Below are 14416 nucleotides of genomic sequence, written 5' to 3'. Positions count from 1 at the left end.
CCTTTTGTACATCTTCACGGCTTCAGGCCGTTCCCGAACCTGTCACAGAAAGTCTTGCCCGGCGCGTGATGCCAATGTCCGGCTGAAGAGGAGGCGCTTGCCTGATTCCAAAAGTATTTGTGAAAACGCAGCATTCCTCAGTGACGGCGACAATCCACGGTGTTATAATGTTAGGCAATGTTAGCGTATATATCCCAGAAGAATACCGGAAGGATGAAACTGATGAATCCACTGGCTGGACAATTGAATGACAGCATCAAGGCAGGCAATGAACATGTGTACGATATGCTCTCTAGTCTCGGTAAAGCAATCTATTTCCCCAAAGAGGGGATCCTGAGCCAATCCGCAGAAGCCACGGCTCATGCCAAGAAGTATAACGCCACCATCGGAATCGCTACCGAGAACGGGTTGCCGATGCACCTTGGTGTGATCCAGGATAAACTCTCCGCCTACAGTCCCAAAGACCTCTACGGCTACGCGCCTCCAGCAGGCAAGCCGGAGCTTCGTTCCGTATGGCGGGAGAAGATGCTGCGTGAGAATCCGTCGCTTGAAGGCAAGTCCTTCAGCAATCCTGTCGTAACGAATGCGCTGACCCACGGGCTTAGCATCGTTGCCGATCTGTTCGCTGAGCAAGGGGATGCCGTCATCTATCCGGACAAAAACTGGGAGAACTACGAGCTGACCTTCGGCATCCGCCGCCTGACCGAGACCGTTAATTATCCGCTGTTCACCGAGGATATGAACTTCAATAGTGAAGGTCTGCTCGATGCGCTGCTGTCCCAGAAGGACCGCGGCAAAGCCATCGTCCTGCTTAACTTCCCGAACAATCCGACCGGATATACACCGGGCATTAAGGAAGGCGAAGCCATCGTTGCCGCCATTCTGCGTGCCGCCGAAGAGGGCATCAATGTGGTCGTGGTCAGCGATGACGCTTATTTCGGACTCTTTTTCGAGGATTCGCTCAAGGAATCCCTGTTCGGCAAGCTGGCGAATCTGCATCCGCGCGTGCTGGCGGTCAAGATTGACGGAGCCACCAAGGAAGAATTCGTCTGGGGCTTCCGCGTCGGCTTCATCACCTACGCTTCGGAGAACAAGGAGCTGCTGGCAGCCCTGGAGCAAAAAACACTGGGCATCATCCGGGCCACCATCTCCAGCGGAGCACATCCATCGCAGACCTTTGTCCTGGACGCGCTGAAGGCGCCGGAATTCGCCGCACAAAAGGAAGAGAAGTTCCAGATCATGAAAGGCCGGGCCAACAAAGTGAAGGCGCTGCTGGACAGCGGCAAATACGGCGACGACGTATGGACGTATTATCCGTTCAACTCCGGGTACTTCATGTGCCTGAAGCTGCTCACCGTGCCGGCTGAAGCCTTACGGCTCCACCTGATCCACCATTACGGCCTGGGCACCATCGCCCTCGGTGAAACGGATCTGCGCATTGCCTTCTCCTGCATCGAAGAGGAGCAGCTTGAGGATCTGTTCGATCTGGTCTATGCGGGCATCCGTGATTTGGAGAAAGCCTGATCACCAAGCTTTGACATAGGCAAGTAAGTAGCCCCGGAAACCCGGGGCTACTTTTTTTCGCCTCCCTCTATGGCATTGGCCTATACACGTTCATCCCTCCGCACATACAATACGATGTGTACTCAAGTACAACAACAAACAATCGAAAGGGGAATGAACATGAGCGAAGAAGTTAGAGGCGGATACGGATACGGACACGGTGCATTCACAAGCACAGGCGCAATTCTGGTTCTCTTTATCCTGCTGGTTATCATCAGCCGTTCACTCTTTGTCTAAACCGGGAATCACTCCCTGGAGAGAGCCTTGCGCTCTCTCCACTCCCGTGTTACCGCATTCCCCGCTCCATAACAATGGCCTCACACTCTGCGGTAGCGGAGAATGAGGCCATTTGTCATGTGTATAGCATTAGGCACATAGGTGCATACAGTAAGTTCTATAAGTCATCCTCATCCACGCGCGCTTCCTTGCGGGTGGACGAGACTCTGAACAGATACGCCAGCAGGAACCCGCAGGCGTAGGTTCCCAGGGCCGGCAGCGGCCGGTCCCCCAATTCAAGCAGGAGGGGAAGACCGGTCAGCAGGGCCAGGACCAGATGGGCCCGGAAGACAAACTGGATCGTCCCCTTCCCCTTGCTGCCTTCCGGCAGCGGGTACACGGTCAGCCAGAACGATTCACTGTGCAGCTTGCGCAGCGCTGTCAGCTGAATGCCCATCAGAAAAAGGAAAAATACATAAATGCCGCTGCCAAGGTAGCTGCCTCGTGTCATCCAGACCAGGAACAGATCGAGCACCGCAATCCGCAGGACGATGCCGAAGATGTCGCCGCGGGCGAAGCTTTTGGTCAACAGGAAGCGGTAGGCCGAATTCCGCTGCCAGGTGATGCCGCTCCCCCACTTGCTCAGATAACGCCGGGCATAGACCCGCTGCTCGCGGCCGGGAACATCGACGAACCAGCCAAGAACCATCAGCGCCCGGGTCCCCTGATTCTTCTCCATGGTAATCAAGCGTTCCCACGGAACGGAATGCCGGCCGGGAACGGACAATGCTGCCGCGTAGGCTGCGGCCAGAATCACGATGAAGATCAGTGCGCGGATCGACGGCTGCCATACCCAGGCGGCAACCATCAGGGTGCCTACTGCCCAGCGCAGCAGATTATAGCCACTGGCAGCCGGACGCGAGAGCATAGCGGTCTCCCGCCATAACCCGTAGCTGGACAGCAGCTTCACCAGGATCAGCACCAGAAGCGTAGCCAGCAGCCCCTTAGGCGACTCATCCGTGCGTATGTACAGCGGCCATATCGTAATGAGTATAAAGGCCAGGCGCAGGATCTTCCACACATTGCCGCTGACCCAGGAAGGGGCGAAATACTCCCTCATCCGGTGACCCTGCGGCAGCAGGAAGATCGTGTCCGGGGTCTGCAGATACGTCCGGAAGCTGCTGTGCACCGCCGCAGGGATCAGCAGAAGAAGCATAATCCAGCGGATGGGTATGCCTGCCGGAATATCGCGCAGCAGCGCAGTATACCAGGCGGAGAACATAATCAGTACCAGCAGGAACACCATCGCTACACCGCTCTGAATAATATAACCCACATAAGGAATCAAGCTACCTGTGAACCGGCTGCGCCGCTGCCGGCGCAGCTCCTTCAAATCCATATCATTTCCCTCCCTGAACCAGCTCGTAGAACAGCTGCTCCAAATTCAAGCCCTGCAGTCCGGCCTTCGCGGTCATCTCGGCAAGCGTTCCCTCCGCGATCACCATTCCGCGATGCAGTACAATGAACCGGTCACAATAGTTCTCGATGGTGGAGAGAATATGCGAGCTGAGCAGAATCGACGCCCCGGACTTCTTCAGATCCAGCATGAAATCCAGCAGCGAGCGGATACCCAGCGGATCGAGGCCGAGGAAGGGTTCGTCGATGACATACAGGGCAGGGCGCGCTACGAACGCGCACATAATCATCACCTTCTGCTTCATGCCCTTGGATAGATGGGAGGACAGGGTATCCATCTTGTCCTCCATATTGAAGAGTGCCGCCAGCTGGCTGGTGCGTGATTCATAATCACTGCGTTCTACACCATAGGCCCGGGCAGTGAATTCCACATGCTCACGGACCGTCAATTCCTCATAGAGCAAAGGGGATTCCGGCACAAAGGACAGCGCGCTGTGATAGCTCTCGGGATCGCTGCCCCGCGTCTTCCCTTGTACAGTAATCTCGCCCTTATGCGGGGACATCAGCCCCAGGATATGCTTCATCGTGGTGCTTTTGCCCGCACCGTTCAGTCCGATTAACCCGACCATCTCACCTGGCTGCACCTGCAGGCCGATATCATGAAGCACCGGCTTATTCAGGCTGTAGCCTCCGCTTAAGCCCGTAATTTGCAATACGGGAGCTGTATTCATTGACCGTCACCTCTCGGGGTTTTGTTCTTGAGCCACTTCGGGGCTCCCTTATTCTTGCGGTTCTTGTCGCGCTCTGCCTGGCTGCGCGCCTTGCCCGCGGGCCCCGCCGCGCTGCGCGTGCTTGCGGCAATCCCCGGCCGGTGCTGCTCACGCCGCACCGTGCCCTCACCGCTGGCAGCCGCTGGTCCCGGCTGCCCTGCCGGCGCTGCGCCGCCGCTCCCTCCGGCTGCTGTTCCAGCAGCCTCGCTGCGCACCTGGGGCTTGCCGGTGCGCGGGGCTTCGCCGCCGCGCGGTAGAGCCCCCTCGCGGCGGGCGTTTCCGCCCCCGCCGCTGCGCAGTTCACTGCGCTCGCTGTCCGCCAGCGCCTTGCCGAAGGCCATCGCCCGCTCGTCCAGCTGGATATCCAGCTCGCGGGCGAATTTGCGCATGATGAACGTCTGCTGCTCCGTAACAATCGTTACGGACATCCCGCGTTTGCCCATGCGCCCCGTCCGTCCGGCACGGTGGACATAGTGCTCGGAGTCAAAGGCCGGATCGAAGCTGACGACCAGCGTCAGATTCTCAATGTCAAGACCTCTGGCCGCCACGTCACTGGCGACCAGCACCTTGAACTTGCCGCCCTTGAAGCGGGCCAGCACATTGCTGCGCGTCACCTTGTCGGCATCGCCATAGAGCGCGGCGGCCGGAAGTCCAAGGTGGTTCAGCTTGGCCGTCACCTCGGCGATGTCGTCGGTGGCGTTCACGAACACCAGCGCACGCTCCGGCTTGTAGTGGCGGATCACCCGGCGGAGCATGTCGAGCTTGTTCCGCTCCTCGGCGACTACATAGTGATGTTCAAGACTCGCCGCGGTCATCATACCGGGATCAATACCCACCTCGGCAGGATTCTTCATCTCCCGGTTCGCCAGCAGCCGGGTCTCCGGTCCAATCGTTGCAGACAGCATGACCAACTGCCGGGTACGCAGCGCACTGCTGACAATCTTCGTCACTTCACCGGCGCCGCTAAGCTGGAACATCTGGTCGGCCTCATCGAGTATAATCGTGGTTACCTCATGCATCTTCAGCTTGCGCAGCCCGATTAGCTCCCGCACGCGTCCCGGTGTACCTACCACCAGGTGGGGATGCTCCCGCAGCTTGTCAATCTGGCGCTTGATCGCCGCCCCGCCGATCAGCCCTATCGCCCGGATGCCCCGGTGTTCCCCGTAGCGCTCCGCTTCGCGGAGGATCTGCATCGCCAGCTCCTGGGTCGGTGCCAGCACAATTTTTTGCACCGATTTCTGGTCCGGGTTAATCCCTTGCAGCAGCGGCAGCAGATAAGCCAGCGTTTTGCCTGTTCCTGTCTGGGAAGCGGCCAGAACATCTCTTCCTTCCAGCAGAAGCGGAATCGTCTGCTCCTGTACGGGGGATGGTTCGGTAATGCCGAATTCAGACAACCGGGCAGCAAGATCTTCCTGAATGCCGATAGCTGCAAAAGAAGCTTTATTCATAATAGGTATTCATCCTTTTCACTTAAGATAATATGTTCATTATATGCCAAAAAGGCCTCTCCACCAAATGGAAGGCCATAATTCTAAGTCCAAGCCGTATTTATCAAGGGGGACATCTTCCTGTATGCAAAAGGGGACAAGCACTTTGCTTCCTGGCCGGTCATCATTTCCGGTTCATAACATTGTAGGTCAGCTTGTCCGCCAGCCGTGGAATCAGGCCATAGAGACGGATGCCGAAGCCAGCCAGACCGGGGAGGTCGATTTCCTCTTTGCCCTTCTCCATCAGCTTCACGATCTTCGCAGACACATGCTGCGGAGTCATCATGATCCGGCTTACACTTTTCTCATAATTGCCGGAAGGGTCGGCGGTCTTGAAGAATTCGGTGGCAATCGGTCCGGGGTTCACGGCCGAGACAATAATTCCGCTCTTTCTCAACTCCTGACGGAGCGCATTGGTGAAGCCGAGAACCGCATGTTTGGTGGCGGTATAAGCAACCGCGCGGGCTGTGCCGATTTTGCCGGCCATCGAAGCCACATTCACAATCTGGCCGCTGCCGCGCTCCAGCATATGAGGTACTACCGCCTTGGTGCAGCGGACAATCCCCATATAGTTCACATCCATCATGGCGTCGAATTCGCCCGGCTCCATCTCCGTAAAAGCGGCGAACTTGCCGTAACCGGCATTATTGAGCAGAATATCAATTCTGCCGAACTGGTCCAGGATCTCCCCGAAGGTGCGTTCAACGGCCGCCTCATCGGTCACATCGCAGACGAACAGTCCATGTGCGCCCGGAATTCCCGCCGCGATCTCCTGCAGCTTGTCCTTCGAACGGGCCAGCAGAACCGGGACCGCCCCGCGCTGGCTGAGCATCTGTGCCGTAAGCGCGCCAATCCCGCTGGATGCTCCTGTAATGACCACAATTTTACCTTGTAATGCCATGGAATATATTCAACTCCCGATTATCCGCCTAAGAGATCATTACCTGAATATCAAGCTCTCCGATGCCCTCCATCACAAGAGGGATACTCAGCGCTCTGCGCGGCAGTATGGACATGCTCTCCGACTTCATCAGCTTCGGCGGGGTAATGTCTACAGACACCCCTTGGTTGGAGAGAATAGTACTGGCATTGCCGCTGATCATATTGCCAAGCTCGGATATGGCACTCTGCCCCATCTCATCCATTTCCGTAATTACATAACCGCCCATCATGGCCGACACCATCTTAAGCGCTACCGGTTCGGCAATCCCGAAGATAATATTCCCGCTGAGCTGACCTGTCATTCCCACTTGAATCCATATATGATTATCGATCAGTTCAATATCCTTAATCCCCAGCATACCGGTGGACGGCGAGACTTGGATCACCTGTTCAATTACAATGCGCGCAGACTCTAAAAACGGATTAATTACTTCTGCTTTCATGAAAGTGCTGTCCCCCCTCAACCAGTCTTTAGTCATATACCAAAAGTCCTAAGCAATAAAATTTATTATACTTCATATATCGGTATTATTCACCAAAAATTAATGGTCTTGTCGAATGATTTCTGAAGATAGTTTGGGCGGCAACATTGCCCTCCCGGGAGGAATCTCCTATAATTTAAACAATAAACGTAAAACCTGCGGCGTCAAACCCTCCGAGTGCAGCACTCACAGCAACTATATTTTCCGTTCACCGTGTCAGAATTTGCAGCTAGCCGACTCTAATTCTAAGAAGCAGACATGTGCGCATACGTCCTCTGGAAAGCTAGGGCTTTCCCTGTTTGTACAAATATACGGCGGCACCATCCGGTAGCCATAAGGGGGCAAGTCCATGAATATCAGCCAGCTCGAAACACTGATTACCATCTCCAAAACGATGAGCTTCCGCAAGGCGGGTGAACTGCTCAACCTTACCCAGCCCGCCGTCTCGGCGCAGATCAAAAGCCTGGAGGAAGAATTCAAAACCCAGCTTGTTGACCGGAACCAGCCGGTAACGCTGACGGACAGAGGCAAGGTCTTCCTTGCCCACGCAGAGCAGATTGTAGGTATCGTAGATGAGCTTAAGCAGCGCCTTGCCGATCTCGATGAGAATCCCCAGGGGCATATTATTCTCGGTACGACCACCTCCATCGCTATCCAGATTCTCCCCCGGGTGCTGTCCTATTTCCAGGATCAGTTCCCGCATATCAAAACATCGATCTCATCCATGTCCTCCTCCCAAATCTACCAGCATGTCGAAAACGGGATTGTCGATGTCGGCATCGGCTATCTGATCGGCCGCAACCCGGGGATGACTACTTCAGTCCTGTATTATGATACTTTTGAACTGGTTGTCTCCCCCCGCCATCCGCTGGCCCAGGTCAAATCGGCCGGGATTGAGGCACTGGGGAGAATACCGCTTATCCTGCTCTCGCCGGACACGGTCGGACGTAAATTCGTCGATGAGGTGCTGGCGAAGCACGGCATTCAGCCGCTCGTGATCATGGAGCTGACCAGCAGCGAGGAAGTGAAGCGGATGGTTGAGCTTGACCTGGGCGCGGCGGTCATCTCCAAGCAGTCTGTCATGGCCGAGGTTAGACTTGGCACACTCCGCATCGTCCCGATCATTGAGCTGGAGGTGACCCATCCCGTAGGTGTCATTACCAAATCCGGCAAGTATGTCAATTCTGCGATGAGACAATTCCTGAGCGATCTTAAGGGGATGCCCGAGACCCAGTTCATCGGCTCAGAGTAACCTTTACCCATTCTGCCATATTGGCCTAAGGAGATGTTCCCTGTATGAATTTCGACCTGCACACCCACCATTTCCGCTGCGGTCATGCGGACGGCAATATCAGAGACTACATTGAAGCCGGAATAGCAGCAGGGCTGGATGTCATCGGTATTTCCGACCATTCGCCTTACTTCGGAAGCCCGGACGAGCAGGCTTTTCCGCGTATCGCCATGGCCAAGTCCGAGCTGGCCCGTTATGTCCAGGAAGTTCTGTCGCTGCAACAAGAGTACGAAGGCCGCATAGATGTCCTGCTTGGCATGGAGTCGGATTATTTCCCGGAGCATGCGGAGCTGTACCGCAAGACCTTCGCCGCATATCCGTTCGATTATGTAATCGGCTCAGTGCATCACGTAGAAGAAGTCAGCATCTTCAACAAAAGCCGCTGGAAGGGGCTTGGCACGGAGCAGCAGCTTGCAGCCAAAGCGGAGTACTACCGGCTCATAGCGGAATCTGCGCGCAGCGGCATGTTCCAGGTTCTCGGTCATATTGATGCCATGAAAGGGAATTATCCCCCCTTCTCCGAGATTGCCGCTCCGCAGGAGATTGACGAAGCCTTGCGCATCATCGGCGAATGCGGGCCGGCCATTGAGATCAACACCTCCGGCGGCACCAAGCTATGCGGCGGCTGGTATCCCTCCGATGAGATTCTGGAGCGGGCCCTGCATTTCGGCGTCGAGGTCACCTTCGGCTCTGATGCCCATAAGCCTTCCCGTGTGGCCGATCAGCGCAATCAGGTCGCTGCCAGGCTGAAGGAGATCGGATTTCAGTACTGGGTCTATTACAAGCAGCGCGGGAAGATCAAGGTTGCGCTGTAATCGTGTAACGCCAAAAAACCGTTCCGCAAGAAACTTGCGAAGCGGTTTTTTTGTTATTCAGCTACGCCCATCCCACCCGAATTCGAGCTATCCCGCTTCAATTGTACGCGAAGGATTATTCCTTGTTCAGATTGCTGCAGGTGAAGCCCTGCTGCTTCAGCGTATGCTGCGCATCCCCGTACTGCGGATTCAAGGCATAGAAGCGGGCAATGGTACTGCTCCAGTCCCTTTCCGTCAGCCCCTGCGCCTTCAGCGACGCACGGTGGGCCGCATTATATTCTTCAATCAGGCCCTTCTGATCGGGATTATAGACTTCTTCGTGATATACAGCCGCGATAGGCAGGCGTGGTTTCTTCGGCTGCTCTTCCGCCGGATAGCCGACGCAGAGACCGACGACCGGGAATACATATTCGGGTAATTGCAGCAGCTCAATGACTCCTGCTGTGTTGCGGCGTACGCCGCCGATGGGGATAATCCCCAGGCCCAGCGATTCGGCGGCAGCCACTGCGTTCGACAGGGCAATGCCTACATCGGTGGCGCCTACCAGCAGGGCATCGACATCCCGGGCCGTTTCGAACGGCTGATCTTCAAGCTCAGCCGCAAGCCGGGCCCGGTGAAAGTCCATACAGAACACCAGGAATACCGGCGCACCTGCCACATGCTTCTGGTTGCCGCTCAGTACAGAGAGCTGCTGCTTCCGTTCTACGCTGCGTACGGCAATAATGGATACCTGCTGGCCGTTCACCCAGGAGGGGGCGGCCTGGGCGGCCTCAATTATGGTCTTCAGCTTCCAGGGCTCCACCGCTTGCCCTGTATATTGCCGGAAAGAGCGGTGGTTCATAAGTAGTCTAATCACATCGTTCAAGAGTTCAGATCCTCCCTGCTTACATCATGTTATCTCTATCATCATAGCCTAATCCCCCTGGCGGCCGCCAGCAGAACAAACGGCTGTCCCGCGTCCAAGAGGCAAAAACGCAAAAAAATGGACCCGAATCATCGGGTCCCAACAGCAGTTATATTTTCAAAAGGGGGTCATGTACTTAGTTTAACCGCTCTCTGTTAGAGTTTGATAACGGCATTATTTCATTTGTATGACAATGTGAATACTTTCATTACATCGCCCGAGCCGTCGGCCATCGGGAGAATCCGCTCCAGCGTCAGGCCGTTCTTCAGCATGACCCGGGCCGACCGGAGATTATCCCCGCGGCAGCGCCCCTCGATCTGCTTCAGTCCGAGTTCCCGGAAGCTGTAGTCCAGCAGCAGCCCCAATGCCTCTGTCGCATAGCCGTGCCCCCACCATGACGGACCCAGCATATAACCCAGCAGCGCCTTCCCCTCATGCCGGTTCCAGTTCTGCAGAGAGACCGACCCGATCAGCTCCGGCTGTCCTTTGATATAGATTCCTGCATGCAGGGCATGGGGATCATAGCCGTGAAGCATCCGGTTCACCAGCTTATCCAGTACCCCCTGCTGTGAAGACGATCCATGGCGCAGCTGAATATGCGGCTGAACCTCAGGGTGGGAGAGCAGCGATCTCAGCCGCACTCCGTCGCCGGACGCCATATTCTTCACTTCGACCGCCGGTCCTTGCAGCGCCATCCGCATAATCATCTCATATGTGCTCATGAACTTCTCCCTCTTCTGATCTCGGGTAGACTTCCCTTCAAGACAGCCCGGCTACCCCCGGCGCAGGGTCAGAACGGTCAGCTCCGGGCGGCACAGGAAGCGGAGCGGCATCAACGTCTCACCGAAACCTCTGTTCACATACACCGGCATCGCCCTATTCCCTGTATAATACAGGCCGTCTATGTATTTCTGTGATCCGTAAGGCGTGAAGGGCGCTCCTATCAGCGGCAGACGGATCTGGCCGCCGTGGCTGTGTCCCGAGAGCTGAAGGTGAAAAGGGTACGCTTCCGCAACCTCGGCGTAATCCGGCTCATGCATCAGCAGCACCGTGAATGTCCCGTCCGGAATCCCCTTGATCGCTGCCTCCGGGTCCGGCTGGCCATGCAGCATGTCATCCAGTCCGGCTACGGCCATCACAGCTCCGCCTTGCTTGATCAGGTAGGACTCGTTACGCAATACGCGGAAGCCGGCTTCCGTCAGCAGACGGGTCAGCAGCTCCGTATTCTTGTAATCATGATTCCCGAGGATGGCATACTTCCCCAGCGGGGCTTCAAGCTCTGCGAGAACCGGGACCGAGTCGGTCAGATCCTCGGCATAGCTGTCTACGATATCTCCGGTGAAGCAGATCAGATCCGGCTTCTCTTCCTTGATGTGCTTGACCAGCCGGGCCAAATCGCGGGCATCCTTGTTGAAGCCCAGATGCACATCGCTGAACTGAACCAGCCGGGTCCCGGCAAAAGCGGAAGGCAGCTCCTTCAGAGGCAGCTCCTTGCGGGTAATCTCTAACCAGTTCGGCTCTCCCTGCCAGGCATAGCCGCCGGCAAGCAGACCGGCGCCAACCACCGCTCCCGCCCCGCGGGCCAGGAACTGCCGCCGGGTCATCTTGCGGCCTCCCCGGCCTTCCGGCTTCCGGGGGCCAGGTTCGCCGCTGCCCTTAACAGCGGGAACAGAACTGCCGGGAGAGCCCCCGAACGATTGTTTGCTCATAGGGAGATTCTCCTTTCTATCCTTGCAATCTATGCGGTTAATATCACTAATGATTTCCTTACGGACCGTGCGGGTCCATCTCCTCCTGCTTCTCCGATACCGCTTCATCCACCTTGTCATCAATATCCACTTCTATCGCTGCCTCAACCTCTTCTTCCGTACCGGGTCCAAGGATTTTGCGGAACAAGCCCAGCATGGACAGCGCATAGGCGACGGTAATGAAGCTGAAGCAGATCTGCATGACTACAACAAGCCTTGAGGTGTTGTCTATGGGAGCTATATCCCCGTAACCCACGGTTGTAAAGGTTGCTACGCTGAAGTAGAGAAAGGTAATCAACTGGCTAAGCAGATCCTGCCCCAATCCCTCCCCCTGGAAGGAGGACTGTCCAAACAGCTTATAGACGGATGTATATACGACTGTAAAAAAAAGAATGCAGGTAAACGCAGCAATGCTGATGCGGATCAGGGTCTGCTGGAGCCTGACTTCCTTGCTGTTGGAATCCTTGATCTCATGAAAAATAAACAGAATGTAGAACAGGACCGAGGCCAGAACAAACAGCAGAATCAGCCCGCGCAGTCCCCGGTCTCCAGGCACAATAGTGCCCAGTTCGATCAGGTTCAGCAGATCCTCGACCGAGATCAGCGCATAGATCAGGATGGGAGCCAGCAGGACTCCCCTGCTCATCCAGCTCAGCTTCATCCGGGTGAACCACAGTACCAGCATAACTATGACAACCAAATTGAAAGTCCATACCCACCAACCCATGGCCTTTACGCTCCTGTTCTATGGTCCCGGACCTGCCTTACCTCTGCTGTCTCTCCGATGGCTGGCTGGCTCCGGTCTTCACCTGGGAATCCTCTTCCGCTCCGCTAATGACAGTAATCCGGCATTCTTCCTCCGGAGCGTTCCGGTAGGCCTCGGCAATCCCTTTGTCCTCAATCGCCTTCCGGCTGACCCGCCGCTGCTTGAAGCTGACTTCGATCTCCTTCGTGAACGGGAACGGAGTCAGGGTCAGCGTGGTGGTGTCCTGCCACTCAGCCTCAATGGCACGGCCGGAGGTGAAGCTGAACTCCTCGCTGCCCGAGAAGCCGTCTACGAACCAAGGGTGCTTCTCGGATTCAATGCTGCCCGGCTTGCTAAGGGCCAGGAACAGCGACAGGTCATCGCAGAACTGCAGCAGTCTGGCGTCATAGTATAACTCGCCTTCTTCAAGCGGCTTGCTCTGCTCCAGCCCGCGGTGAATACGTGCCCTGCGGTCCGCCTCATCCTGCAGATATTGCGTCAGCTCCGGGCATTCCTCACCCGACACCTCAATCAGCCTTTCAAAATGCGAACTGCACAGCAGCGCCCCGTAAGGCGTCTGTGCTTCAATCTCATCAATTCCCCGTCTGTAGAAGGTCAGCTTCGGCACAACCGGGAAATCGAGGAAGCTATACGGCAATCCCTCCGCATCGTTCCAGAACGGTGTCTCATCCAGGTCGATCCAGCCCCGGTCATGATTACTTACCGCCCACAGCACCTCGGCCCGGCGGCCTTCCGCCGGCGTGTGCTCTTCCTTGAACCATTTCGCGAATTCCCCGGCCAGCAGCCCGTGCTCATGCTGCTTCGTCATTATCAAGACTCCGTCCTGTTCACGGCAAATCACAGTCATTCCTCCCCGTTGTCTAAGTCCCAGAATGCTATTCTCAGCTATGTAGATTATAACATATCCACCCATATTTATTGGAACCTGCCATACGTATGGCTATTCTATGCATTAACAGGCTCTTCATTACAGGCTGTCTAAAAATGTACCCTGTTTGATCCCCCCCAGAAACACCGGGCACGCTGCCAGTCCTTTCCTCAGTTCTTCAAGCGGTGACATCTCCTCATCCCCGGCATAGCCAAACAGGCCATTTCGGGATTCACTCCCGGATGGCCTGTTGCAGGGTTGCCTATGAATATAGTCTACGTTATCTGTCCCCGGTCCTGCGGGTTATACACCCAGCCAGCGCTTGAACATATGCTTCGTAGTCTGCTTGTTGATCTCGGCAATGGAAGTAGTGAGCGGAATGCCCTTAGGGCAGGCGCGTACACAGTTCTGCGAGTTGCCGCAGCCGTCGATACCGCCGTCATCCATCAGCGCATCCAGGCGCTCTTCGGCATTCATCTCGCCCGTTGGATGCGCGTTGAACAGCCGCACCTGCGAGATAGCCGCAGGACCGATGAAGTCGGTCTTCTCGTTGACGTTCGGACAGGCCTCCAGGCAGACGCCGCAGGTCATACATTTGGACAACTCATAAGCCCACTGGCGCTTCTTCTCCGGCATACGCGGTCCCGGACCCAGATCATAGGTGCCGTCAATCGGAATCCAGGCCTTGACCCGCTTCAGCGCATTGAACATCCGGCTGCGGTCAATCACCAGGTCGCGGACGACCGGGAAGGTCTTCATCGGCTCGATGCGAACCGGCTGCTCCAGGTTGTCAATCAGTGCGGCACACGCCTGACGGGGTTTGCCGTTGATCACCATCGAGCAGGCGCCGCATACTTCTTCCAGACAGTTGGATTCCCAGCATACGGGAACCGTATTGTCACCCTTCGCGTTCACCGGATTGCGCTGGATCTCCATAAGTGCGCTGATCACATTCATCCCCGGACGGTAGGCAAGCTCAAATTCCTCCGTATAGGGGTTCGTTTCCGGTTCGTCCTGGCGGGTAATAATAAATTTCACATTTTTGGGAGCTGCTGCAGTTTCCGCCATGTCAGTTACCTCCTAAAAGTTTGGATTGCTTCTCGGCATTTGCCGCAATTTATTCATCAGGCGCTGTTCTGCAAGCACCC

The 14416-nt window shown here is 56.0% G+C and carries 15 protein-coding genes; 4 read left to right on the top strand and 11 right to left on the bottom strand.

Going from position 1 to position 14416, the window contains the following annotated elements; genetic code table 11:
* Positions 1 to 222: 222 nt before the first annotated feature.
* On the top strand, positions 223 to 1524 hold the full coding sequence (locus HQN87_RS10405) for an aminotransferase class I/II-fold pyridoxal phosphate-dependent enzyme (RefSeq protein WP_173131840.1): 1302 nt from the start codon (positions 223 to 225) through the stop codon (positions 1522 to 1524).
* A gap of 159 nt (positions 1525 to 1683) precedes the next feature.
* Positions 1684 to 1800 (top strand): YjcZ family sporulation protein, encoded by a 117-nt coding sequence (locus HQN87_RS32055; protein WP_209994562.1) that lies wholly within the window; start codon positions 1684 to 1686, stop codon positions 1798 to 1800.
* 157 nt (positions 1801 to 1957) lie between these two features.
* On the opposite strand, the gene HQN87_RS10400 is transcribed toward HQN87_RS32055, so the two are convergent.
* The 5 genes from HQN87_RS10400 to HQN87_RS10380 form a co-directional block, all read right to left on the bottom strand.
* Positions 1958 to 3178, bottom strand: a complete 1221-nt coding sequence (locus tag HQN87_RS10400; RefSeq protein ID WP_173131837.1) for an ABC transporter permease — start codon at positions 3176 to 3178, stop codon at positions 1958 to 1960.
* A gap of 1 nt (position 3179) precedes the next feature.
* On the bottom strand, positions 3180 to 3926 hold the full coding sequence (locus HQN87_RS10395; RefSeq protein WP_173131834.1) for an ABC transporter ATP-binding protein: 747 nt from the start codon (positions 3924 to 3926) through the stop codon (positions 3180 to 3182).
* A complete protein-coding gene (locus tag HQN87_RS10390) occupies positions 3923 to 5413 on the bottom strand; it encodes a DEAD/DEAH box helicase (protein WP_173131831.1) in 1491 nt (496 codons plus the stop codon). The genes HQN87_RS10395 and HQN87_RS10390 overlap by 4 nt, the downstream gene beginning before the upstream one ends.
* A gap of 163 nt (positions 5414 to 5576) precedes the next feature.
* Positions 5577 to 6353 (bottom strand): SDR family NAD(P)-dependent oxidoreductase, encoded by a 777-nt coding sequence (locus HQN87_RS10385; protein ID WP_173131827.1) that lies wholly within the window; start codon positions 6351 to 6353, stop codon positions 5577 to 5579.
* Positions 6354 to 6381: 28 nt separating this feature from the next.
* A complete protein-coding gene (locus HQN87_RS10380) occupies positions 6382 to 6837 on the bottom strand; it encodes a chemotaxis protein CheX (RefSeq protein ID WP_173131824.1) in 456 nt (151 codons plus the stop codon).
* A gap of 388 nt (positions 6838 to 7225) precedes the next feature.
* Here HQN87_RS10380 and HQN87_RS10375 point away from each other — a divergent pair, with 388 nt between their 5' ends.
* Together HQN87_RS10375 and HQN87_RS10370 are read left to right on the top strand one after the other, a co-directional pair.
* Positions 7226 to 8128, top strand: coding sequence for a LysR family transcriptional regulator (locus HQN87_RS10375; RefSeq protein ID WP_173131821.1), 903 nt, complete (start codon positions 7226 to 7228; stop codon positions 8126 to 8128).
* 44 nt (positions 8129 to 8172) lie between these two features.
* On the top strand, positions 8173 to 8982 hold the full coding sequence (locus HQN87_RS10370; protein ID WP_173131818.1) for a histidinol-phosphatase: 810 nt from the start codon (positions 8173 to 8175) through the stop codon (positions 8980 to 8982).
* A gap of 115 nt (positions 8983 to 9097) precedes the next feature.
* Here the strand turns inward: HQN87_RS10370 and HQN87_RS10365 are convergent, their stop codons facing one another.
* The 6 genes from HQN87_RS10365 to sdhB form a co-directional block, all read right to left on the bottom strand.
* The gene (locus HQN87_RS10365; RefSeq protein WP_254075445.1) at positions 9098 to 9823 is read right to left on the bottom strand and encodes an NADPH-dependent oxidoreductase; all 726 of its coding nucleotides are present in this window, start codon (positions 9821 to 9823) and stop codon (positions 9098 to 9100) included.
* Between the two features lie 242 nt (positions 9824 to 10065).
* On the bottom strand, positions 10066 to 10608 hold the full coding sequence (locus tag HQN87_RS10360; protein WP_173131811.1) for a GNAT family N-acetyltransferase: 543 nt from the start codon (positions 10606 to 10608) through the stop codon (positions 10066 to 10068).
* 51 nt (positions 10609 to 10659) lie between these two features.
* Positions 10660 to 11595 carry a metallophosphoesterase gene (locus HQN87_RS10355; RefSeq protein WP_173131809.1) on the bottom strand — a complete coding sequence of 312 codons (936 nt, stop codon included), beginning with the start codon at positions 11593 to 11595 and terminating at the stop codon, positions 10660 to 10662.
* Between the two features lie 58 nt (positions 11596 to 11653).
* Positions 11654 to 12319 carry a potassium channel family protein gene (locus HQN87_RS10350; RefSeq protein ID WP_246553038.1) on the bottom strand — a complete coding sequence of 222 codons (666 nt, stop codon included), beginning with the start codon at positions 12317 to 12319 and terminating at the stop codon, positions 11654 to 11656.
* A gap of 79 nt (positions 12320 to 12398) precedes the next feature.
* Positions 12399 to 13247 (bottom strand): DUF3891 family protein, encoded by an 849-nt coding sequence (locus HQN87_RS10345; RefSeq protein WP_301953170.1) that lies wholly within the window; start codon positions 13245 to 13247, stop codon positions 12399 to 12401.
* A gap of 324 nt (positions 13248 to 13571) precedes the next feature.
* Positions 13572 to 14336 (bottom strand): succinate dehydrogenase iron-sulfur subunit, encoded by a 765-nt coding sequence (gene sdhB / locus HQN87_RS10340; protein WP_173131801.1) that lies wholly within the window; start codon positions 14334 to 14336, stop codon positions 13572 to 13574.
* Positions 14337 to 14416: the final 80 nt, after the last annotated feature.

This window comes from Paenibacillus tritici, assembly GCF_013204885.1.
GTDB classification, from domain to species: Bacteria; Bacillota; Bacilli; order Paenibacillales; family Paenibacillaceae; genus Paenibacillus_AQ; species Paenibacillus_AQ tritici.
This window is presented reverse-complemented; position numbering and strand designations above follow the sequence as displayed.